The 21,784-nt window shown below is 59.7% G+C and carries 19 protein-coding genes and 1 pseudogene; 10 read left to right on the top strand and 10 right to left on the bottom strand.

The window, feature by feature from the left end:
* Positions 1-89: 89 nt before the first annotated feature.
* Entirely contained in the window at positions 90-932 is an 843-nt protein-coding gene (locus tag PMI31_RS01595) for a mechanosensitive ion channel family protein (RefSeq protein WP_008015789.1), read from the bottom strand.
* 137 nt (positions 933-1,069) lie between these two features.
* A complete protein-coding gene (locus PMI31_RS01590) occupies positions 1,070-1,555 on the bottom strand; it encodes a YajQ family cyclic di-GMP-binding protein (protein WP_007977344.1) in 486 nt (161 codons plus the stop codon).
* Between the two features lie 135 nt (positions 1,556-1,690).
* Between PMI31_RS01590 and PMI31_RS01585 the strand changes: the two genes are divergently transcribed.
* From PMI31_RS01585 to PMI31_RS01575, 3 genes are read left to right on the top strand one after another with little or no spacing between them, the layout of a single operon-like run.
* On the top strand, positions 1,691-2,608 hold the full coding sequence (locus PMI31_RS01585; protein WP_008015787.1) for a putative 2-dehydropantoate 2-reductase: 918 nt from the start codon (positions 1,691-1,693) through the stop codon (positions 2,606-2,608).
* Positions 2,609-2,653: 45 nt separating this feature from the next.
* Positions 2,654-4,690 (top strand): sensor histidine kinase, encoded by a 2,037-nt coding sequence (locus PMI31_RS01580; RefSeq protein ID WP_043302117.1) that lies wholly within the window; start codon positions 2,654-2,656, stop codon positions 4,688-4,690.
* Positions 4,691-4,692: 2 nt separating this feature from the next.
* Positions 4,693-5,274 (top strand): cob(I)yrinic acid a,c-diamide adenosyltransferase, encoded by a 582-nt coding sequence (locus tag PMI31_RS01575; RefSeq protein WP_008015784.1) that lies wholly within the window; start codon positions 4,693-4,695, stop codon positions 5,272-5,274.
* Positions 5,275-5,423: 149 nt separating this feature from the next.
* Here the strand turns inward: PMI31_RS01575 and PMI31_RS01570 are convergent, their stop codons facing one another.
* From PMI31_RS01570 to secA, 4 genes are all read right to left on the bottom strand, one after another.
* Positions 5,424-6,368, bottom strand: a complete 945-nt coding sequence (locus tag PMI31_RS01570) for a Nudix family hydrolase (protein ID WP_008015782.1) — start codon at positions 6,366-6,368, stop codon at positions 5,424-5,426.
* Positions 6,365-6,991 carry a glutathione S-transferase family protein gene (locus tag PMI31_RS01565; RefSeq protein WP_008015780.1) on the bottom strand — a complete coding sequence of 209 codons (627 nt, stop codon included), beginning with the start codon at positions 6,989-6,991 and terminating at the stop codon, positions 6,365-6,367. Before PMI31_RS01565 ends, PMI31_RS01570 begins: the two co-directional genes overlap by 4 nt.
* Positions 6,992-7,165: 174 nt before the next feature.
* Positions 7,166-8,383, bottom strand: a complete 1,218-nt coding sequence (gene argJ, locus PMI31_RS01560; RefSeq protein ID WP_008015779.1) for a bifunctional glutamate N-acetyltransferase/amino-acid acetyltransferase ArgJ — start codon at positions 8,381-8,383, stop codon at positions 7,166-7,168.
* Between the two features lie 120 nt (positions 8,384-8,503).
* Positions 8,504-11,239 (bottom strand): preprotein translocase subunit SecA, encoded by a 2,736-nt coding sequence (gene secA / locus PMI31_RS01555; protein ID WP_043302115.1) that lies wholly within the window; start codon positions 11,237-11,239, stop codon positions 8,504-8,506.
* A 307-nt stretch (positions 11,240-11,546) separates the two neighbouring features.
* Between secA and PMI31_RS01550 the strand changes: the two genes are divergently transcribed.
* A complete protein-coding gene (locus tag PMI31_RS01550; protein ID WP_008015776.1) occupies positions 11,547-12,002 on the top strand; it encodes a DUF721 domain-containing protein in 456 nt (151 codons plus the stop codon).
* 119 nt (positions 12,003-12,121) lie between these two features.
* Here the strand turns inward: PMI31_RS01550 and PMI31_RS01545 are convergent, their stop codons facing one another.
* A complete protein-coding gene (locus PMI31_RS01545; RefSeq protein WP_043302120.1) occupies positions 12,122-13,609 on the bottom strand; it encodes a helicase HerA-like domain-containing protein in 1,488 nt (495 codons plus the stop codon).
* A gap of 188 nt (positions 13,610-13,797) precedes the next feature.
* On the opposite strand from PMI31_RS01545, the pseudogene PMI31_RS31765 reads away from it, so the two are divergent.
* The 5 genes and pseudogenes from PMI31_RS31765 to PMI31_RS01525 all read left to right on the top strand — a co-directional run.
* A pseudogene (locus PMI31_RS31765) lies at positions 13,798-14,829 on the top strand (HAMP domain-containing protein); the annotation flags it as partial.
* Positions 14,830-14,922: 93 nt separating this feature from the next.
* The gene (locus tag PMI31_RS31760) at positions 14,923-15,687 is read left to right on the top strand and encodes a methyl-accepting chemotaxis protein (RefSeq protein WP_443216968.1); all 765 of its coding nucleotides are present in this window, start codon (positions 14,923-14,925) and stop codon (positions 15,685-15,687) included.
* A gap of 186 nt (positions 15,688-15,873) precedes the next feature.
* On the top strand, positions 15,874-16,986 hold the full coding sequence (locus PMI31_RS01535; protein ID WP_008015772.1) for a glycosyltransferase family 4 protein: 1,113 nt from the start codon (positions 15,874-15,876) through the stop codon (positions 16,984-16,986).
* Positions 16,979-17,755: a DUF2334 domain-containing protein gene (locus PMI31_RS01530; protein WP_008015770.1), complete on the top strand. Its 777-nt coding sequence runs from the start codon at positions 16,979-16,981 to the stop codon at positions 17,753-17,755. The genes PMI31_RS01535 and PMI31_RS01530 overlap by 8 nt, the downstream gene beginning before the upstream one ends.
* On the top strand, positions 17,752-18,747 hold the full coding sequence (locus PMI31_RS01525; protein WP_008015769.1) for a lysylphosphatidylglycerol synthase transmembrane domain-containing protein: 996 nt from the start codon (positions 17,752-17,754) through the stop codon (positions 18,745-18,747). The genes PMI31_RS01530 and PMI31_RS01525 overlap by 4 nt, the downstream gene beginning before the upstream one ends.
* Here PMI31_RS01525 and PMI31_RS01520 read toward each other — a convergent pair.
* Both PMI31_RS01520 and purU read right to left on the bottom strand, forming a co-directional pair.
* Positions 18,728-18,967, bottom strand: a complete 240-nt coding sequence (locus PMI31_RS01520; protein ID WP_008015768.1) for a hypothetical protein — start codon at positions 18,965-18,967, stop codon at positions 18,728-18,730. The two genes, PMI31_RS01525 and PMI31_RS01520, sit on opposite strands and share 20 nt — an antisense overlap.
* 86 nt (positions 18,968-19,053) lie before the next feature.
* The gene (purU, locus tag PMI31_RS01515) at positions 19,054-19,902 is read right to left on the bottom strand and encodes a formyltetrahydrofolate deformylase (RefSeq protein WP_008015766.1); all 849 of its coding nucleotides are present in this window, start codon (positions 19,900-19,902) and stop codon (positions 19,054-19,056) included.
* 336 nt (positions 19,903-20,238) lie between these two features.
* Here purU and mvaT point away from each other — a divergent pair, with 336 nt between their 5' ends.
* Positions 20,239-20,616 carry a histone-like nucleoid-structuring protein MvaT gene (gene mvaT / locus PMI31_RS01510; RefSeq protein WP_007933316.1) on the top strand — a complete coding sequence of 126 codons (378 nt, stop codon included), beginning with the start codon at positions 20,239-20,241 and terminating at the stop codon, positions 20,614-20,616.
* A 99-nt stretch (positions 20,617-20,715) separates the two neighbouring features.
* Here the strand turns inward: mvaT and sbcB are convergent.
* Positions 20,716-21,784 (bottom strand): exodeoxyribonuclease I (gene sbcB / locus PMI31_RS01505; protein WP_008015765.1); only part of this gene is annotated, 1,069 nt, incomplete at its 5' end.

Raw genomic sequence — 21,784 nt, 5'->3', positions numbered from 1 at the left:
TTTCGTTGGTGTGGCAGCAGTGTATTTAAACGATCAGATCCATGCAGAACATGCCTGACCGAATAGTCAGGCATTGACCAGAAAACCAATCACTGCGTAGCAGATTCCTGAACCACGCGAATAACCCGCTGTGGAAATGGAATATCGATGCCGGCCTCTCTCAGACGATCACGGGACAGTTCATTGAACATGAACATCACATCCCAATAATCCGCCGTCTTCACCCAGACACGCAGGGAAACAGTGATAGAACTGTCGCCCAATGTCGAAATGACTGCCTGAGGTGACGGGTCAGTCAAAACACGCGGATCTTTGGCCAACTCCAGCAACACTTCTCGGGCTTTCTGCAAGTCCGCTTCGTAATCGACGCCTACATCAAACACCACTTTTCGGGTCGGCTGACGATTGGTGTTGGTGATGATGCCATTCGACAGATTACCGTTGGGCACGATGATGGTTTTGTTGTCACCGGTACGCAGTACGGTATGGAAAATCTGGATGCTGTCGACAGTACCGGCGACACCTTGAGCCTCGATCCAGTCACCAATACGAAACGGACGGAACAGCAAAATCAGCACGCCGCCCGCGAAGTTCGCCAGACTGCCCTGCAAGGCCAGGCCAATGGCCAGGCCCGCCGCACCAATCGCCGCGACAAACGAAGTGGTTTCCACCCCGATCATCGAGGCCACGCTGACGATCAGCAGGATCTTGAGGATGATGTTCGCCAGGCTGCTGATGAAGCCTTGCAGCGCCAGGTCGGCATTACGCAATGCAATCAGGCCGCCGAGCTTTTTCGTGACTTTGTTGATCAGCCACCAGCCGATGGCCAGGGTGATGACCGCCAGCAGTACACGACTGCCGTATTCCATGATCATCGGGATCCAGGTCTGGGAGACCTTGACCAGGTTGTCTACCTCAGCATTTAAGTCCATCTGCTTACTCCTTTTTCCGGCTATCCGGCATGCGTAAAAAAAAGCGGCAGAACGACTGAACCGCGACGGGCTCAATCGTTTCTGCCGTTGCCTGGGCCTCCGACGTCACAAATGCCAAGAGGTTCCCGCTTTTCAGGTCAGTCGCGGAAGTTGTTGAACTGCAGCGGCATACCGAATTCCTTGGCCCGCAGCACTGCAATGGCTTCTTGCAGGTCATCACGCTTTTTGCCGGTAATACGTACCTGCTCACCCTGAATGGCAGCCTGGACCTTGAGTTTGGCGTCTTTGACGTGAGCGACGATTTTCTTCGCCAGTTCCTTGTCGATGCCTTCCTTGAGAACGGCTTCCTGCTTCATCAGCTTGCCCGAAGCGAACGCGTCCTTGACTTCAAGGCACTGCACGTCGATTTTGCGCTTGACCAGCGCCAGCTTGAGGATCTCAATCATTGCTTCGAGCTGGAAATCCGCCTCAGCGGTCAGGTTGACGGTCAGGTCCTTTTCCTTGAACTCGAAGCTGCCTTTGCCTTTCAGGTCATAACGACGATCGAGTTCCTTGACGGCGTTCTCGACCGCGTTGGTGACTTCGTGTTTGTCCAGTTCGGATACCACGTCGAACGACGGCATGTAATCTCTCCAAATTTAAAGGCGCACTGATGGAGCACGCCTGGCTTGCGGTTAAAATCCGCGCTGATTATAACGGGTCTTTCCCATCATTCACTGTGAGCTGCCGATGCACGCCTTAAACAGAGCAAAAAGCTGATGTCTACCACCTGGCATGTTCTGGGCGCCGGCAGCCTCGGCACTTTATGGGCGACTCGTCTGGCACGGGCTGGAGTGCCGGTCAGGCTGATCCTGCGGGACACCGCGAGACTGCAGGCCTATGAGGCGGCCGGCGGATTGACACTGGTGGAACACGGCGAGGCGCAACACTATGCCGTGCCCGCCGAGACAGCCGACAGCAGCCAGCCGATCAAGCGCCTGCTGGTGGCGTGCAAAGCCTACGATACCGAAAGTGCGGTAGCCCGAGTGGCGCCACGCCTGGCACCAGGCGCTGAACTGATTCTGCTGCAAAATGGTCTGGGCAGTCAGGACGCGGTGGCCGCACAGGTTCCTCAGGCACGCTGCATCTATGCGTCGAGCACCGAAGGCGCCTTCCGCGATGGCGATTGGCGCGTGGTGTTTGCCGGGCATGGCTACACCTGGCTGGGGGATGCGAGCCATCCGGTCGCGCCGATCTGGCTCGATGACCTGGGCACTGCCGGCATCCCCCACGAGTGGAGCACCGAAATACTGACCAGGCTGTGGCGCAAACTCGCCCTGAACTGTGCGATCAATCCGCTGACGGTGCTGCACGATTGCCGCAACGGCGGTTTGCAGCAACATCGCTGCGAAGTCGCCACCCTGTGCGGCGAACTGGTGGAGTTGCTTGAGCGTTGTGGCCAGCCGGCAGCGGCAGAAAACCTGCAGCAGGAAGTCGAACGGGTGATTCACGCCACCGCAGCCAACTACTCCTCGATGCATCAGGACGTCACCAGCCAGCGCCGCACGGAAATCAGCTACCTGCTGGGTTATGCCTGTAAAGTTGCCGGGCGTCATCAACTGAACCTACCTCACCTCAATCAGCTTGAGTCGAGGTTGATTGCTCGCCTGCAAAGCCTTGGATTGCCCAGCGACTGAGCAGCGGCTACGCTGGCCACTTGTTCCTTTTTTGCGATGAATCAGATGCCATTGCGCCAGCGCCTTGAAAACCTGCCCGTCGGCCAGAAACTGCTAGCCGCCCTGCTGGTATTGATGGTCACCGTCCTGCTGGTTGCCAACCTGACCTTTATCAGCGCCGCGTACTACATCTCCCAGGAAAGCATGGCGCCTCAGGCCCTGCAGACCATCGGCCGACTGGTATCCAACCCGAGCCTGGCCTCCGAAGCCCTGGCGTCACCACAAAGCGCCGAGCGCCTGCTACAGGAACTCAACAGCTATTCGCCGCTGCGTGCGGCAGCCCTGTATGACGGCAAGGGCGAGCAATTGGCGCAATTGCAGCATGGCGACAATCTGGAGCTGCCCAAGCGTTTCCGGCATATCGAAGACTGGCAGGCCACCGAGTTTCGCACCAATCAAGTCATCACCCTGCCCCGCCCCGGCACATCGCCAGGGCACCTGCTGCTGGTGGCCACGAGCGAACTGCCGATGGCGTTCTACACCGGGACCCTGACGGCCAGCCTGGGCATTCTGATCTTCAGTGTGTTGCTGTGGCTGATCATTGCCCGCCAGATCAAGCGCCTGATTACCCGGCCGATCCACCAACTCGAAGAGTTGTCCCGGCAGGTAACCCGTGAAGAAAACTACGCACTGCGCGCTTCGCGAGGAAACCACGATGAAATCGGCAGCCTCGCCGAGGCGTTCAACACCATGCTTTCGCGAATCGAGGCCAGGGAGCAGCAACTCAAGCGGGCTCGGGACGACTCCCAGGCGGCCTACGACCAGGCCCAGGGGCTGGCCGAAGAAACCCGCCATACCAACCGCAAACTGGAGCTCGAAGTCCAGGTGCGCAGCAAGATCGAGAAAAAGCTCACCGGCTTCCAGAACTACCTCAACAGCATCATCGACTCCATGCCGTCGGCGCTGATCGCCCTCGACGAGCAGCTCTACGTGACGCAATGGAACCAGGAGGCCAGCGCCCTGTCCGGCACACGCCTCGATGAAGCCCTGAACCAGCCCATCTTCCTCGCCTTCGAACCGCTCAAGCCGTTTTTGCCGCAACTCAAGCAAACCGTCGAGCAGCATACGGTGGCCAAAATCGAACGTGTCACCTGGCTCAAGGACGACGACCCCCGCCACTACGCCCTGACTTTCTATCCGTTGATGGGCGGTGCCGGGCGTGGCGTGGTGATCCGGATCGACGACATCACCCAGCGCCTGTCCCTGGAAGAGATGATGGTGCAGTCGGAGAAAATGCTCTCGGTCGGGGGGCTTGCCGCCGGCATGGCCCACGAGATCAACAACCCGCTGGGTGCGATCCTGCACAACGTGCAAAACATTCGTCGACGCCTGTCCCCCGACCTGCCGAAGAACCTTGAAGTGGCCGAACAGGCCGGCATCGAACTGGCGACGGTCAATCAGTATCTGCAAATCCGCGAAGTGCCTCAGTTGCTCGACGGCATCCAGCAGGCCGGTGCCCGGGCCGCCAAAATCGTGACCCACATGCTCAGTTTCAGCCGCCGCAGCACCCGCCAAATGGCCCCGTGCGATCTGCCCGCCCTGATCGACCAGGCGGTGGAGATCGCCAGTAACGATTTCGACCTGGCGATCGGCTTCGACTTCAAGGGCCAGGCCATCATTCGTCAGTTCGATCCGGCGCTGGGACCGGTCCCCGGCACCGCCAACGAACTGGAACAAGTGCTGCTCAACCTGCTGAAAAACGCCGCGCAAGCCATTCACCAGCGCGAAGACGACAGCGAGCCGGGACGGATCATCCTGCGCACCAGGCTGAATCCGCCGTGGGCGGAAATTCAGGTCGAGGACAACGGCATCGGCATGAGCGAGAGCGTGCGCAAACGGACCTTCGAACCCTTCTTCACTACCAAGGAAATCGGCCAGGGCACGGGACTCGGGCTGTCGGTGTCGTACTTCATCATCACCAATAACCACAAGGGGCAGATGGAAGTGCAATCGACCCTGGGCCAAGGCACCTGCTTCACCTTGCGCCTGCCCCTGGCGAGTACCCCACCTGTCTCGCAACAACTCAATCTGCTATCGAGGTAATCATGGGCTTTCGTTTGTCGAAGATTTACACCCGCACTGGCGACAAAGGCGAGACCGGTCTGGGCGATGGTCGTCGCGTGCCCAAGGATCACCCGCGGATCGAGGCTATTGGCGAGGTCGATACGCTGAACAGTCAGGTGGGCGTGTTGCTGGCCGGGTTGGCGGCGCAAACGCATGCCTTTGCAGGTTTGCAGGAAGTGATCGATGTTTTGGCGCCTTGCCAGCACCGATTGTTCGACCTCGGTGGCGAACTGGCGATGCCGGTGTATCAGGCGTTGAATGCAGCGGAAATCGAACGCCTGGAAGCCGCGATCGATGTGTGGAATGAAGAGCTGGGGCCACTGGAAAACTTCATTCTGCCTGGCGGTTCGACGCTGATTGCCCAGGCTCATGTCTGCCGCAGCCTGGCGCGCAGCGCAGAGCGGCGGTGTCAGCAACTCAATGCGATTGAGCCATTGGCCGGGGTTGGCCTGGCGTACATCAATCGCTTGTCGGATTTGTTGTTTGTTGCCGCGCGGTTGATTGCCAAGCGACAGGGAGTGGCGGAGATTCTTTGGCAGCCTGCGGCGAAACCGGAGGTTTAGTCGGAGGCTGTCAGGCCGCCATCGCGGGCAAGCCCGCTCCCACAGGGAGTGTCGGCGTTCACACAATCTGTGTTTCACCTTGAACACTGTGGGAGCGGGCTTGCCCCGGGCGGCGATCCGACGATGAGGCCCGTAGGCTCGCTAGAGAATTAACTCTCAGGCCAAAACGCCCGAATCCCCGCCACCCCCTGCGCACCCGCAGCCCAGGCTTTCTCGACCTCCGACGGGCCAACACCACCGAGCAGGAACACCGGCTTGCTGAACCCGTCGATCAAGCTCGACGCCTGTTCCCAACCCAACGGCTCGGCGCCAGGGTGAGTCAGGGTAGGTTGAACCGGCGACAGGGTCACGAAATCCACCCCCATCTGTTCGGCCAGCGCCAGCTCTTCAGCGTTATGGCACGACGCCGCCAGCCAGCGCGATGCCGGTAGCGGTCTCCCGGCCGCTGCGTATTTGCGCAGCTGCGCCGAGGTAATGTGCCAACCCGCGGCCGGGAAGTCGCCCAGCCATTCGAAGGGCCCCTTGATCATCAATTGCGCCTTGCCGGCACACAAACCCACCGCATCGACAGCCAGGTCGCGATATTTCGGATCGTAACCGTTCGGTGCACGCAACTGGATAAGCTTGATGCCGCCGGCAATGGCCTTCTGAATACCACGCAGCAACGCTGGAGTTTCCAGGTCTTCTGGCGTGATCAGGTACTGAGCGGGTAATTTCGCGGCCGCGACGATCGGCTGATTGGCTGCCGGGAACTCGTAACTCGACAAATCACGCGGTGCAACCCAGGCCAGCGGTTGCCCCTCGGCACCGTGGGGCTCGCCGGTAAACGCCGAGACTTCCCAGACATCCAGCAACACCTGCTTGTCCGGGTAATCGTGCCGAATCCTGATCAGCGGGCGCGCCGCGCCGACCACGATGCCCAGCTCTTCATGGAGTTCGCGGGCCAGTGCGGTTTCGACCGACTCGTCGGCCTCGACCTTGCCCCCGGGAAACTCCCACAGGCCGCCCTGGTGCTGTGAGTCGGCACGACGGGCGATCAGGATCTGGCCACTGCCATCGCGGATGACGGCAGCGGCGACATGGACTCGTTTCACCTTTGCAACTCCTCCAGTCCGGCCTTCTGCCAGGCCTTGAACGCCGGCCATTGGTAAAGGGTCTCGACATAGGCTTCGTCCATGGCAGACAGTTTCACCTGATAGGTGCGCAAGCGCACGGCAATCGGTGCAAAGAACACGTCAGCCAGACTGATACGACCAAACAGGTACGGCCCGGTTTCTGTCGCGGCAGCACGGCACTCGGCCCACAGTGCCGACATGCGTTCGATGTCGGCTTGAACGTCAGCCGGAACGGGTGACAAAGGGGCGTCATGGCTCAGGTCAAACGGCATATTGCCGCGCATGGCGAAGAATCCGCTATGCATTTGCGCACACGCCGAGCGCGCCTGGGCACGGGCGGCGATGTCCTTCGGCCAGAGACCCGGGAACTGTTCTGCCAGGTATTCGGCAATCGCCAGGGAGTCGGCAATGGTGCCGTGTTCGGTTTTCAGCAGCGGGACCTTGCCCGTCGGCGAATGCTTGAGCAGACGCTCGCGGGTGTCCGGCTGGTTCAGTTTGATCAGTTCTTCGGTGTAGGCCGCGCCGGTCAGATCCAGCGCCAGGGCGCCGCGCAGGGACCAGGAAGAAAGCAGTTTGTCGCCGATGATCAGGTGCAGGCTCATGTTCAGGACCTTTTGATGAGGTGGACAGGCCAAAATCTTTAGCGTCTGGTCATCCGTCGCGGGCAAGTCGAATCGTCGCACCGCCGCTCCCACAGTGACCGCGCTGAACACAACATTTGTGTACGCCACTGAGCCTGTGGGAGCGGGCTTGCCCGCGATCGGATCGACTCGGTCTTACGTACGATACTCGGCGTTGATCTTCACGTACTCGTGGGACAGGTCGGTGGTCCAGATGGTTTCGCTGCAATCGCCACGACCCAACTCGATACGGATGGTGATTTCTTCCTGCTGCATCACCGCCGCGCCCTGGGCTTCGGTGTAGGTCGCTGCGCGCGCGCCACGGCTGGCAATGCACACATCGCCGAGGAATACGTCAATCTTGCTCACGTCCAGGTTCGGAACGCCGGCACGGCCAACAGCGGCCAGGATACGGCCCCAGTTCGGGTCGGAAGCAAACAATGCGGTCTTGATCAGCGGCGAGTGAGCCACGGTGTAACCGACGTCCAGGCACTCCTGGTGGTTGCCGCCACCGTTGACTTCAACGGTGACGAACTTGGTCGCGCCTTCGCCATCGCGAACGATGGCCTGGGCCACGTCCATGCACACTTCGAACACCGCTTGCTTCAATTTGGCGAACAACTCGCCTTCGGCGCGGGTGATTTCCGGCAACGCGGCCTGACCCGTGGCGATCAGCATGCAGCAGTCGTTGGTCGACGTATCACCATCGATGGTGATGCGGTTGAACGACTTGTTGGCGCCATCGAGCATCAGGTTTTGCAGCACGTCGCGGGAAACCTTGGCGTCAGTGGCGATGTAGCCGAGCATGGTCGCCATGTTCGGGCGAATCATGCCGGCGCCTTTGCTGATGCCGGTAACGGTGACGGTCACACCGTCGTGCTGGAACTGACGGCTGGCACCTTTTGGCAGGGTGTCGGTGGTCATGATGCCGGTGGCGGCAGCTTCCCAGTTGTGGATCGACAGATCATCGAGGGCAGCTTGCAGTGCGCCTTCGATTTTCTCGACCGGCAGCGGCTCGCCGATCACACCGGTGGAGTACGGCAGTACCTGGCTGGCATCGACGCCAGTCAGCTCGGCCAGTTTGGCGCAAGTGCGCTCGGCGGCGGCCAGACCAGGCTCGCCCGTGCCGGCGTTGGCATTGCCAGTGTTGGTCAGCAGGTAACGCACAGGACCTTGCACGCGTTGCTTGGCCAGGATCACCGGTGCGGCGCAAAAGGCGTTCAAGGTGAACACGCCGGCAACCGTGGAGCCTTCAACACAGCGCATGACCACAACATCCTTGCGCCCCGGGCGCTTGATGCCGGCCGAGGCGATACCGAGTTCAAAACCGGCAACCGGGTGCAACGTTGGCAAAGGACCAAGACCAACAGCCATGAATGCGCTCCTTTATAAATAATGTCAGCACCGCTCAAGGGAAACGGTGGTTCGAATGGTAAAACGCCGCGACGGCAGAAGCCGGTCGCGGCGCGGGTATTTCAGCGTTTGAAACGGGTTTTACTGAATCTGCCCGTGGCAATGCTTGAACTTCTTGCCCGAACCGCAGTAGCACAGTTCGTTGCGACCCAGCTTCTGCTCGTTGCGAACCGGCGCAGTAGCGAGAGCAACATCAATCTCTTCGCCCAACACTTCCGGTTGCTCCAGGCCTGGAGCCTCTTCATGCAGGAACTGCATGCGAGCGGCCAATGCCTCGGCTTCCTGGCGCAGGCGCTGCTCCTCTTCGATCGGGTCTTCGCGGCGAACCTGAACGTGGGACAACACACGGATCGAATCGCGCTTGATCGAATCCAGCAACTCGGAGAACAGGGTGAAGGACTCGCGCTTGTATTCCTGCTTCGGGTTCTTCTGCGCATAGCCACGCAGGTGGATACCGTGACGCAGGTGGTCCATGGTCGACAGGTGGTCTTTCCACAGGTCGTCCAGAACGCGCAGAACGATTTGCTTCTCGAAGCTGCGCAGCGCTTCGGCGCCCGCCTGATCTTCTTTTTCGTTGTACGCCGCGACGAGCTCGTTCATGAGCTTCTCGCGCAGGGTTTCTTCGTACAGGTGATCGTCTTCGTCGAGCCATTGCTGGATCGGCAGCGTCACACCGAAATCGCTCTGCAGCGCAGCTTCCAGGCCGGCCACGTCCCACTGCTCAGGCAGCGATTGCGGAGGAATGTGGGCGCTGACGGTAGCGCTCAGCACGTCCTGACGGAAGTCAGCGATGGTCTCGCCGATGTTGTCGGCGGCCAGCAACGTGTTACGCATGTGATAGATCACTTTACGCTGTTCGTTGTTGACGTCGTCGAACTCGAGCAGTTGCTTGCGAATGTCGAAGTTGCGGCCTTCGACCTTGCGCTGGGCCTTTTCGATGGCGTTGGTCACCATGCGGTGCTCGATCGCTTCGCCAGGCTGCATGCCCAGGGCCTTCATGAAGTTCTTCACCCGGTCAGAGGCGAAGATGCGCATCAGGCTGTCTTCCAGCGACAGGTAGAAGCGGCTGGAACCGGCGTCGCCCTGACGACCGGCACGACCACGCAGCTGGTTGTCGATACGGCGCGATTCGTGACGCTCGGACGCAATCACCTGCAAGCCGCCCGATTCGAGCACTTGCTGGTGACGCTTCTGCCAGTCGGCCTTGATCTGGGCAATCTGCTCAGGGGTCGGGTTTTCCAGGGAAGCCACTTCCACTTCCCAGTTACCGCCCAACAGGATGTCGGTACCACGACCGGCCATGTTGGTGGCGATGGTCAGTGCGCCCGGACGACCGGCCTGGGCAATGATCTCGGCTTCCTTTTCGTGGAATTTGGCGTTCAGAACCTTGTGTTCGATGCCTTCCTTCACGAGCAGGCTGGACATGTGCTCGGAGGTTTCGATGGTGGCAGTACCCACCAGCACCGGACGACCGGCGGCCATGCTTTCCTTGATGTCGGCCACGATTGCCGCGTATTTCTCGTCGGCAGTCAGGAACACCAGGTCGTTGTAGTCTTTACGGGCCAGCGGCTTGTTCGGTGGAATCACCATGACCTGCAGGCCATAGATCTGGTGGAACTCGAACGCTTCGGTGTCGGCCGTACCGGTCATGCCGGACAGCTTGTTGTACAGACGGAAGTAGTTCTGGAAGGTGGTCGACGCCAGCGTCTGGCTCTCGGCCTGGATGTTCAGGTTTTCCTTGGCTTCGATGGCCTGGTGCAGGCCTTCGGACAGACGGCGACCCGGCATGGTACGACCGGTGTGCTCGTCGACCAGTACGACCTGACCGTCCTGCACGATGTATTCGACGTTGCGATGGAACAGCTTGTGCGCGCGCAGGCCGGCGTAAACGTGAGTCAACAGGCTCAGGTTATGCGCCGAGTACAGGCTCTCGCCTTCAGCCAGCAGGCCGATGCGGGTCAGCGTTTCCTCGACGTACTGGTGACCGGCTTCGTTGAGTTCGACCTGACGGGTCTTCTCGTCGATGGTGTAGTGACCGGCCTGGGTCACTTCGCCTTCGACTTCCTCGACGTGCAGCTTCAGCTGCGGGATCAGCTTGTTGACCTCGATATACAGCTTGGAGCTGTCCTCGGCCTGACCGGAGATGATCAGCGGCGTACGGGCTTCGTCGATGAGGATGGAGTCGACTTCGTCGATCACGGCAAAATTGAGTTCGCGCTGGAATTTTTCTTCCATGCTGAACGCCATGTTGTCGCGCAGGTAATCGAAACCGAATTCGTTGTTGGTGCCGTAGGTGATGTCGGCGGCGTAGGCAGCGCGCTTCTCTTCCGGCGGCTGGAACGGCGTGACAACGCCGACCGTCATGCCGAGGAATTCATACAGCGGGCGCATCCAGTTGGCGTCACGGCGGGCCAGGTAGTCGTTCACCGTCACAACGTGCACGCCGTTGCCGGACAGCGCGTTGAGGTAAACGCCCAGTGTTGCCACCAGGGTCTTGCCTTCACCGGTACGCATTTCAGCGATCATGCCTTCATGCAAGGTCATGCCGCCGATCAGCTGGACATCGAAGTGGCGCATGCCCATGACACGCTTGCCGGCTTCGCGGGCGACCGCAAAGGCTTCTGGCAGCAGCTTGTCGAGGGATTCCCCTTTGGCGATGCGGGCCTTGAACTCGCTGGTCTTGGCACGCAATTGATCGTCCGAAAGGGCCACCATTTGCTCTTCGAAGGCATTGACGAGTTGCACCGTCTTGAGCATGCGTTTGACTTCACGCTCGTTCTTGCTTCCAAAAAGTTTCTTTAACAAAGGCGCAAACATATCGGCAGGATCTTCCACACTAAAGGGATGGAGGGCGGCCCCGTGAGTCGCCCGTGCAGCCCTCATGGCCGCATGCGAACGAGCATTCTACCCGGAAACGATGGAGAGGAAAGTGGCGATATTCCACGATGCTGGCACAGCGCTTTGACGGGGCTCACTTAAAATAGGGGCGTTTTGCTCAACTTCAAGCCGTTCAAGGCAGAAGTTAGTTGTTGATTTAATGGGTAAAGCGTCCACAAAAGCAATGGGCGGGTGCATTCGGTGCTTTCTGCTACCATGGCGTCTCTGTTACTTCAGGTGTCTGATCATGGCATTTCGCCCACTTACGGCCAAAGTACCTGCCGTTCTACTACGCGAAGCCAAGCCGCTGAAAGCCATTCTCGGCCACGCTCAACGCCTGGGTCATCTGCAACGTTTGCTCGAAAGCCAATTGCAACCCGCCGCTCGCGAGCATTGCCACGTGGCTTCCTGGCGCGAAGGCAGTTTGTTGCTGATTGTCACCGACGGCCATTGGGCAACCCGACTGCGCTACCAGCAGAAGCGCCTGCAACGGCAACTGCAACTGTTCGACGAGTTCACCAATCTCACGCGAATCCTGTTCAAGGTCCAGCCGCCTACCGTCCAGCGGGGCGCAGCCGGGCACACCATGGATCTGTCGGACGATGCCGCCGCGACCATTCAGGCCACGGCTGATGGCATCAGTGATCCGAATCTGCGGGCAGCGCTGGAGCGACTGGCGGCGCACGCCAAAACCAGAACCTGACTGGAACACATGTAGGAGCGAGCCTGCTCGCGAAAGCGGACTGACATTCAACATCAGTGTTGGCTGTAATGACGTCTTCGCGAGCAGGCTCGCTCCCACATTGACTCTGTTCGCTCAAGTTAGCGGCGTTTGCTTCCACCCAGCAACGACCCCATCAACCCGCGTACCAGCTGTCGCCCAAGCTGATTGGCCGCCTGGCGCATTGCCGATTTCAACGCCTGCCCCGCCGCCGTGCCGAGGAATTCCCCGGCCTGCTCGGTGAAACTCGGTTCTTCAGCTGCTGGTTTGCCCGGCGCCGCTTCAGGATTCGGTGCCAGGCCCTTGCGCCCCATCAGCACCTCATAGGCTGATTCACGGTCAATCGGCTTGTCATAACGACCCTGCAACGGCGAAGCGGCAATCAGCGCTGTACGCTCGGCACCGGTCAAAGGCCCGATCCGCGATTGCGGTGGCGCTACCAGCACCCGCTGAACCATTTCCGGCGTACCTTTTTCCTGCAGGGTGCCGACCAGTGCTTCCCCGATCCCGAGCTCGGTCAACACCGACAACGTATCGAACGCCGGATTCGGACGGAATCCTTCGGCCACCGCGCGCAGAGACTTCTGCTCCTTGGCGGTGAACGCACGCAAACCGTGCTGGATGCGCAAGCCCAGCTGAGCCAGCACGTCATCCGGCAGGTCACCCGGCGACTGGGTGACGAAATACACACCCACGCCTTTCGAACGAATCAGCCTCACGACTTGTTCCAGACGGTCACGCAATGCCTGCGGCGTACCGTTGAACAACAGGTGGGCCTCATCGAAAAACAGCGCCAGCAAGGGTTTGTCGGCATCGCCCCGCTCAGGCAGTTGCTCGAACAGCTCGGCCAGCAGCCACAGCAGGAACGTCGCGTAGACCTTCGGCGCTTCATGCACCAGACGGCTGGCATCGAGCAAATGAATGCGTCCGCGGCCATCCGCGGTGGGTTGAAGGATGTCCTCGAGTTGCAGCGCCGGTTCACCGAACAGTGCCTCGGCGCCTTGTTGCTCAAGGGTTGCCAGGCGCCGCAACAGGGCCTGGCTGGAGCCGGTGGTCATCAGCGCCGCGTCGTCCCCGAGCAGTTCCGGGTTGTCCTTCAGGTGATTGAGCAGTGCCTTCAGGTCTTTCAGATCCAGCAACAACAGGCCTTCGCGGTCCGCCACCTTGAACGCCGCATACAGCGCCGACTGCTGACTGTCGGTCAGTTCCAGCAGGCTGCCCAGCAGCAACGGCCCCATTTCACTCAAGGTTGTGCGTAAAGGATGACCGGACTCACCGTGTACGTCCCACAACGTCACCGGATAAGCCTGAGGCTTGTGGTTGAGCCACGGCATCCCGGCAATCCGCTCGGCGATCTTGCCCTGAGGGTTGCCGCCAGCGCCGAGGCCGCACAGATCACCCTTGATGTCGGCGGCGAACACCGCCACGCCGGCATCGCTGAAGGCTTCGGCCATTCGTTGCAAAGTGACGGTTTTGCCGGTACCGGTCGCACCTGCGATCAAACCATGGCGGTTCGCCAGGCGCATGGCCTGGGCGATCGGCTGCCCCTTGAGATCGGCGCCGATAACGAGTTGCAATGAATCAGGCATTTGGTCACCCATGATTAATCTTTGGTCTTACACGGCCGATAGAAATAACGACAAAGCAGTCAGACACGATCTGGTCAGAAATTTCCCTAAGGAGAGTCGGAAAATTCACTTGCTTTCAACCTTGCCCATTGTGCGTCCCTTTATAAAAGCACGCGCTGGACATTAAGACCTTAGCGGAACCCCAAGCCATGAACAAAAATCTGCGTTTCAGCCATAAAATCCTGCTTGCCGCCGCCCTCATCGTTATTGCCGCCTTCGCCTCATTCACGCTGTACAACGACTATTTGCAGCGCAACGCCATTCGTGAGGACCTGGACAATTACCTGCAGGAAATGGGCAGAGTCACTGCCAACAACATCCAGACCTGGTTGAACGGGCGCAGCCTGTTGATAGAAAACCTGGCACAAACCGTCGCGCTCAATCCCGAGGCGGGCAACGTATCCAGCCTACTTGTGCAAAAAGCCGTGACTTCGACCTTCATGGGTGCCTACCTGGGCAGCAAGGACGGTTCTTTCATCATTCGCCCGGACAGCAAGATGCCCGACGGCTATGACCCTCGTGCGCGCCCTTGGTACAAGAGCGCCCAAGGCAGCAGCGGTTCGGCGCTGACTGAACCCTATGTGGACCTGGCCTCCGGCCAACTGGTGATTTCCATCGTCAATAGCGTGATCAAGGATGGACAGAACATCGGTGTCGTCGGTGGCGACCTGAGCCTGCAGGTGATCGCCGACAGCCTCAATGCGCTGGATTTCGATGGCATGGGCTACGCCTTCCTGGTCAGCTCCGATGGCAAGATCCTGGTTCATCCCGACAAAGCGCTGGCGATGAAGACGCTCAAGGATGTCTACCCGCAGGATACGCCCGCGATCAGCAGCGACATGAGTGAAATCCAGGTCGACGGCAAAACCCGCATCGTGACCTTCACCCCGATCAAGGGCCTGTCGTCGGTCAACTGGTACATCGGCCTGTCGGTGGACAAGGACAAAGCCTTCTCGAAGCTCAGCGAATTCCGCACCTCCGCGGTCGTTGCGACCGTCATTGCCGTGGCCATCATCATCGCCCTGCTCGGCATGCTGATTCGCATCCTGATTCAGCCGTTGCACGTCATGACCCGCGCCATGGCCGACATCGCCGACGGCGAAGGCGACCTGACCAAACGCCTGACCATCGTCAACAACGACGAATTCGGCAGCCTCGGCACCGCGTTCAACCGTTTTGTGGAGCGTATCCACGGTTCGATACGAGAGGTGTCTTCGGCCACCGGGCAAGTCAACGAAGTGGCATTGCGCGTGGTCGCGGCTTCCAACTCGTCGATGTTCAACTCCGACCAGCAAGCCTCGCGCACCAGCAGCGTCGCCGCCGCCATCAACCAGCTCGGCGCCGCCGCCCAGGAAATCGCGCGCAACGCCGCTCAGGCTTCCAGCCAGGCCAGCGATGCCCGCAGCCTGGCCGAAGACGGCCAGCAAGTGGTGGACCGCAGCATTGTCGCGATGAACCAGCTGTCGAGCATGCTCAGCGCTTCCAGCACCAATATCGAATCGTTGAACAGCAAAACCGTGAACATCGGGCAGATTCTCGAAGTCATCACCAGCATTTCCCAGCAAACCAACCTGCTGGCGCTCAACGCCGCGATTGAAGCCGCGCGCGCCGGTGAAGCCGGTCGTGGTTTTGCCGTGGTGGCGGACGAGGTGCGCAACCTGGCACACCGCACGCAGGAATCGGCGCAACAGGTACAGACCATGATCGAGGAGCTGCAAGTCGGCGCCCGGGAATCGGTCAGCACCATGAGCGACAGTCAGCGCCACAGCCAGGACAGCGTGGAAATCGCCAACCTCGCGGGCGAACGCCTGAACAGCGTGACGCTGCGTATCGGTGAAATCGACGGCATGAACCAGTCGGTGGCCACCGCGACCGAAGAGCAGACCGCCGTGGTGGAGTCGATCAACGTCGACATCACCGAGATCAACACGCTGAACCAGGAAGGTGTGGAAAATCTGCAAGCGACATTACGCGCGTGCTCGGACCTTGAGCAGCAGGCGGCGCGGCTGAAGCAGCTGGTAGGCAGTTTCCGTATCTAATGTCTGGACTGGCCTCTTCGCTGGCAAGCCAGCTCCTACAAGGTTTAGCGTGAAGCCTGTAGGAGCTGGCTTGCCAGCGAAGGCCTCGTCTTAACCCTGACTGCCTCTACCCGCACAACCCCAACCGAACATCTATTCTTCATAAAGGTCAACCAAGGGAGTACCGGGACCGGAGGACCGTTCATCGTGCATATCGCTGACATCACCATGTTCTACGCCCCTGCCAGCGGTGGCGTGCGCACTTATCTGGATGCAAAGCACCGTCGCCTGGGCATCAAGCCGGGCATTCGCCACAGCTTGCTGATCCCTGGCCCCTCCTTGAGCGAGCAGGACGGCATCTTCACCGTTCCGGCCCCTGCCCTGCCCTTCGGCAAGGGCTATCGCTTCCCTTTGCGTCTCGCGCCCTGGCGCAATGTCCTGCAAGACTTGCAACCCGATCTGATCGAAGTCGGCGACCCCTATCTCACCGCATGGGCGGCGCTGGATGCGCGGCGCCAACTCGACGTGCCGGTCATCGGCTTTTATCACTCGGACCTGCCGCTACTGGTTCGCAACCGCATGGGCAACTGGGTAACCAACAACGTCGAGGCCTATGTCAGCAAGCTCTACGGCAACTTCGACCGGGTCCTGGCACCCAGCCGGGTCATGGCCGACAAACTGACCGGGCTTGGGGTCAGGAATGTCTTCGTGCAGCCGCTCGGTGTCGACCTGCAAACCTTCAATCCCGAAGCCAGGGATCCCGGGCTGCGAGCCGAGTTGGGGCTTGACGAAAACACCCGGTTGTTGATCTTCGCCGGGCGCGGCTCCAAGGAAAAAAACCTGCCGGTGCTGCTCGACTGCATGGAACGCCTGGGTCGACGCTATCACCTGCTGCTGGTGGGCTCGTCAATGCCCACGGCCGTGCCATCCAACGTGACAGTGATCGACCAGTTCTGCCCGGCGGCGCAGGTGGCCCGCCTGATGGCCAGCGCCGACGCATTGCTGCACGCCGGCGATCAGGAAACCTTCGGTCTGGTCATTCTGGAGGCCATGGCCAGCGGCATTCCGGTGGTGGCCGTGGCAGCCGGGGCTTTCGAGGAAATCGTCACCGAGGCCTGCGGCCGCCTCTGCGCACCGAACAATCCTGCCGCGATGGCCGCCGCCGTTCGAGATTTGTTCGGGTCGGGCAACACAACACTGGGCAAACAGGCGCGGTTGCATGTCGAACGGCATTACGCCTGGGACACGATAGTCAACAGCTTGCTGCGCCACTACCACGCCGTGCTCGGCAGCCAATGGCCACTAACCGCCAATGGTTGAGTCCATGAACAAACCCGGTTTGCTACTGGTACTGCACGACGTGGCACCGCCAACCTGGGCCGATTACCAGATGTTCGTCAAAGCCGTCGACGCGTTGGGTGGCGTACCGATCACCTGGCTGGTGGTACCGAACTTCCACAAACACAACGATCTGGACGCCCATCCGCAATTTCGCCACCAGCTCAGCGCCAGGGTTGCCCGCGGCGACGAACTGGCACTGCATGGCTACTTCCACTGCGATGACGGGCCGATGCCCCGCAATCCCCGCGACTGGTTCATGCGTCGGGTCTACACCCACGAAGGCGAGTTTTACCGTTTGTCAGCAGAAGCCGCCCTCGCCCGCCTGCGCTCGGGCATCGAGATGTTCCACCGCCATGGCTGGCCGCTGAAGGGGTTCGTCGCCCCTGCCTGGCTGATGAGCCAAGGCACTCGCCAGGCATTGCGCCAATTGCCGTTGAGTTACACCAGCGATTCGCAGCATTTATACCGATTGCCGGATTTCACCGCGATCGAGGCCCCCGGGCTGGTCTGGAGTGCGCGCAGTGCCTGGCGCCGGGGCGTATCGAAGCTCGTCAGCGACCGCCGCGAGCAACGCTGGCAACAGGCCCCGGTGATTCGCCTGGGCCTGCACCCGGTGGACATGCGCCATGAATGCTCGCGCCGATACTGGCTACAAACCCTGGAACGCCTGCTCGACAACGGAAGGGTTCCGATGACCAAGGCCCAGTGGCTGGCGCTGCAAAACGACCGACCGGGTCGTGCCGCATGAGTCGCGGACTGCTGTTGCTCGTCGGCCTGCTCGCGGCGGTGCTGATTCCAACACTGTTGGGCGGCAGCGAAACCTGGTCCCGGCTGACCGGTTTTCCGCTGCCGTGGCTGTTGACCATGTTCGGCATGATCCTGCTGTGCTGGGGCGTGAACACCCTGCGCCTGCGCTTTTTACTGGGGGATCAATGCCACAAGGTCAGCCGGCTCAGAAGCCTCGGCGTGGTGATGGCCGCCGAATTTGCCTACTGCGCCACGCCCGGCGGCAGCGGCGGGCCTTTGACGATCATGGCTTTGCTGGCGCGTCACGGTGTGCGTCCGGCCAGGAGCAGTGCCGTGTTTGCCATGGACCAGTTGAGCGACTTGCTGTTTTTCCTCTGTGCCCTGAGCGGGATTCTGATTTACGCCCTGTTCCAGCACCTGAGCCAGCGCATGGAATGGATGCTGACGGTCAGCGCCGTTTCGTTGTTTGGCGGCCTGATCAGTTGCGTCATGGTGGCGCGGTATCACCGTTTATTGATTCGCCTGAGCGGCCGATGGCTCGCCCGACTCAATGTCAAGGCGTCCACTCGAATGCGCTGGGCGCGCAAGCTCCTGCAGTTTCTGGCGGCCTTTACCGACACGCTGAAATTGCCCGTGCAGACCTTGATCAAGGTATTCGCCCTGACCTGCGTGCATTGGGTCCTGCGCTACAGCGTGCTCTATCTGGCGTTGCGCGGGCTCGGCGCGGATTTGCAGTGGGCCTGGAGTTTTCTGATCCAGATGCTGGCCCTGAGCGCCGGACAATTGAGCCTGCTGCCAGGCGGAGCCGGTGCGGCTGAGCTGACGTCCGCTGCGCTGCTGGCGCCCATGGTCGGGAACTCCACGGCGGCTGCGGCGATCCTGATTTGGCGGGCCGTGACGTACTACTTCTACTTGCTGGTCGGGGGGCCGGTGTTTTTGCTGATGCTGGGTCGGCCGCTGCTCAAGAAACTGATCAAGAATGTCTGTCCGTAGGAGCTGGCTTGCCAGCGATAGGGCCCTGAAAATCACTGCAAGCCTGGGACTCTATCGCCGACAAGCCGGCTCCTACGTTCAACTCCTCCCACAACTGCGCGGCGTCAGGGAACTCCGTGCCCATTTCAGGCCCCATGTCATCCGGGTCGTAGCGGCTCAGGCACCCCTCGCCCAGCGTGGCGGGGGCCTTGGATGTGGCTTTGTCCAGTGGATCGGCCATGGTTTTGTCCTCGGTGCAGAAACGGCGAAGGGCCTGAAGCGATTGAACGCCCAGACCCTTCGAATTTCAACTGTGCCGCAGGTCTGTCAGAAGACGACGGTTTTGTTGCCGTGTACCAGCACCCGGTCTTCCAAGTGATAACGCAAGCCACGGGCCAGCACCATTTTCTCGACATCACGGCCGAAACGCACCATGTCTTCGATGCTGTCGCTGTGGCTGACGCGCACCACGTCCTGCTCGATGATCGGGCCGGCATCCAGCTCTTCGGTCACATAGTGGCAGGTCGCACCGATCAGCTTCACGCCACGCAGAGAGGCCTGGTGGTAGGGCTTGGCACCGACGAACGACGGCAGGAAGCTGTGGTGAATGTTGATGACCTTGTGCGCGTATTCGCTGCACAACTCCGGCGGCAGGATTTGCATGTAACGGGCAAGCACCACCACTTCGGCATCGTGCTGTTTGACCAGGCGCGAAACCTTGGCGAACGCCGGTTGCTTGTCCTGCGGATTGACCGGGACGTGGTAGTACGGAATACCGTGCCACTCCACCATGCTGCGCAAGTCATCATGGTTGGAAATCACACAGGAAATTTCACAGTCCAGTTCATCGCTGTGCCAGCGGTGCAGCAAGTCGGCCAGGCAGTGCGACTCACGGCTCGCCATCAGCACCACGCGTTTCTTCTGTTCGGTATCGGTGATGCGCCAGTCCATCGAAAACTCTTCGGCGATCGGGGCAAAGGCTTCGCGAAACGCTTCGATACCAAATGGCAGGGAGTCGGCACGGATTTCGTGACGCATGAAGAACCAGCCACTGAGATTGTCCGAGTGATGGCTCGCTTCAGTGATCCAGCCGTTGTGTGATGCCAGAAAGTTACTGACTTTGGCAACGATGCCAACACGGTCCGGGCAAGAAATCACCAGACGAAAAGTGCGCATGAGGGGGAAACTCCAGAACTTCGCAAAGGCCGCCATTCTAGCGATTGTGCAGCAAAACTGCAGTATTGTTGACGTTTTGCCCTGCCCGATGAGCGGTACAGCAGGGCGGACAGCGCCAGTGCCGGTTTGCCCGGATGCTCTAGCGGTGCCGGTCATTTGTTAATTCATGTATATCTGACAGACCTGGACCACACTAATAACTGCATTACCGATGTGCGCCAAAGACACAGCTACTAAATTAAATAAAGTTTGCTTAAATGTTTACTTGATGAAACACGGTGACTATTATTGCCGCACTGTCACCTGCCATCCAGCGCACAACATAAGGTAGTCCACATGTCCTTGATCAACGAATATCGCGCCACCGAAGAAGCTATCAAAGAGCTGCAAGCCCGTTTGAAGAACCTGTCCCAAGACGACAAACTGCAAACCGAGCTGGAATTCGAAGGCAAACTGCGCACCCTGATGGGTGAATACTCCAAGTCCCTGCGTGACATCATCGCGCTGCTGGATCCAGAATCCAAAACCAAGGCACCACGCGGCGGTGCAGTGAAAACTACTGGCACCAAGCGTGCTCGCAAAGTTAAACAATACAAAAACCCGCACAACGGTGAAGTCATCGAAACCAAAGGTGGCAACCACAAGACTCTGAAAGAGTGGAAAGCCAAGTGGGGCGGTGACGTGGTGGAAGGCTGGGCTACCCTGCTGGGCTAAGCCTCAGAGCTTGTCGCAGACGGATCCGTGACAAAAAATAACGCCAGCAAATGCTGGCGTTTTTTTATGCGTGGTGTTTAAGCCCTGGCATGTTCGAATTCAAAGACTCAAGCGCTGGCGTAGTCCCTGGACATAATCCTGCCACTCACTGAGCACCCCCTGCTGAAACGGAGTAGCACTAACGCTCAATTGGGCCGCGGCCTCTACAAAAACTTCAAGGGTATTTGGCGCCCCCCATTCGGGGTCTGACAAACGTTTCTGACAGAATATTCGCCAGCGTTCTTGCTCTTCGGAATTCAGCGTGTCGGGAAAGTTGCGTGCGCGATATCGAAACAGCAATTCTGGCAAACGTTCGTCATCGAAAGGCCACTGCTCTTGTGCCAATTGCATCGGGTCAACGGCTCTGACTTGTTCACACAAGCGTCGATCCCGATCACCGATAAATCCATCGTATAACTGTTGCTCAGGATCCTGGCTCGGGGAAAAATCTTCGCGGGCATAAATTGCCAGAATTTTATCCTGCCAAATTTTCCGGCCGTTATTGAGCTGCAACACCCTCTGCTGATAAAGCGCCATATCCAGCCCCAGACGCTGCTGATCTTCCTGGCGAAGTACCGACAACGGGGCCACCACCGGGCACTTGTTGATGTGAATCAGCTTCAACGGCACCGGTAACTCGTCTTCGGCCAGTTCGTCGCGGCGGGTATACAAGCGCTGGCGCAAACTTTCGGCATCCAGATCGAGCAGGCCCTGGGGATCGAGGTGCAGGTCACAGACAATCAGGGCGTTCTTGTTGCGCGGGTGCCAGGCCAGCGGCAACACCACACCCACATAGTGGCGCGCGGCGGAAAAACGCCCGGAAACATGCACCATCGGTTGCAGCAATCGTATCTGGTCCATGACTTTTTGCTTGCTGCGCAACTGAAACAGCCAGTCGTACAGCTTTGGCTGTTTTTCCCGTATCAGGCGTGCCAGGGCGATCGTCGCGCGAACGTCCGACAGCGCTTCGTGGGCATTGCCATGATCGATGCCGTTGGCAGCGGTCAGGCGTTCAAGCTTGAGCGTAACCCGCCCCTCGTCGTCCGTCGGCCAGACCATGCCATCGGGACGCAAGGCATAGGCGGCGCGCACCACATCGATCAGGTCCCAGCGGCTGTTGCCGCCCTGC

It is taken from the genome of Pseudomonas sp. GM55 (genome assembly GCF_000282395.1).
Taxonomy (GTDB): Bacteria; Pseudomonadota; Gammaproteobacteria; order Pseudomonadales; family Pseudomonadaceae; genus Aquipseudomonas; species Aquipseudomonas fluorescens_CC.
The sequence above is the reverse complement of the archived record's forward strand: the minus strand, read 5'-3'. Positions and strand labels throughout refer to the sequence as shown.

Excerpts from the sequence above, each read along its gene's own strand:
- PMI31_RS01595 (WP_008015789.1), bottom strand. The coding sequence starts at position 932 with ATGGACTTAAATGCTGAGGTAGACAACCTGGTCAAGGTCTCCCAGACC.
- PMI31_RS01590 (WP_007977344.1), bottom strand. The coding sequence starts at position 1,555 with ATGCCGTCGTTCGACGTGGTATCCGAACTGGACAAACACGAAGTCACC.
- PMI31_RS01585 (WP_008015787.1), top strand. The coding sequence starts at position 1,691 with ATGTCTACCACCTGGCATGTTCTGGGCGCCGGCAGCCTCGGCACTTTA.
- PMI31_RS01580 (WP_043302117.1), top strand. The coding sequence starts at position 2,654 with ATGCCATTGCGCCAGCGCCTTGAAAACCTGCCCGTCGGCCAGAAACTG.
- PMI31_RS01575 (WP_008015784.1), top strand. The coding sequence starts at position 4,693 with ATGGGCTTTCGTTTGTCGAAGATTTACACCCGCACTGGCGACAAAGGC.
- PMI31_RS01565 (WP_008015780.1), bottom strand. The coding sequence starts at position 6,991 with ATGAGCCTGCACCTGATCATCGGCGACAAACTGCTTTCTTCCTGGTCC.
- argJ (WP_008015779.1), bottom strand. The coding sequence starts at position 8,383 with ATGGCTGTTGGTCTTGGTCCTTTGCCAACGTTGCACCCGGTTGCCGGT.
- secA (WP_043302115.1), bottom strand. The coding sequence starts at position 11,239 with ATGTTTGCGCCTTTGTTAAAGAAACTTTTTGGAAGCAAGAACGAGCGT.
- PMI31_RS01550 (WP_008015776.1), top strand. The coding sequence starts at position 11,547 with ATGGCATTTCGCCCACTTACGGCCAAAGTACCTGCCGTTCTACTACGC.
- PMI31_RS01545 (WP_043302120.1), bottom strand. The coding sequence starts at position 13,609 with ATGCCTGATTCATTGCAACTCGTTATCGGCGCCGATCTCAAGGGGCAG.
- PMI31_RS31760 (WP_443216968.1), top strand. The coding sequence starts at position 14,923 with ATGTTCAACTCCGACCAGCAAGCCTCGCGCACCAGCAGCGTCGCCGCC.
- PMI31_RS01530 (WP_008015770.1), top strand. The coding sequence starts at position 16,979 with ATGGTTGAGTCCATGAACAAACCCGGTTTGCTACTGGTACTGCACGAC.
- PMI31_RS01525 (WP_008015769.1), top strand. The coding sequence starts at position 17,752 with ATGAGTCGCGGACTGCTGTTGCTCGTCGGCCTGCTCGCGGCGGTGCTG.
- PMI31_RS01520 (WP_008015768.1), bottom strand. The coding sequence starts at position 18,967 with ATGGCCGATCCACTGGACAAAGCCACATCCAAGGCCCCCGCCACGCTG.
- purU (WP_008015766.1), bottom strand. The coding sequence starts at position 19,902 with ATGCGCACTTTTCGTCTGGTGATTTCTTGCCCGGACCGTGTTGGCATC.
- mvaT (WP_007933316.1), top strand. The coding sequence starts at position 20,239 with ATGTCCTTGATCAACGAATATCGCGCCACCGAAGAAGCTATCAAAGAG.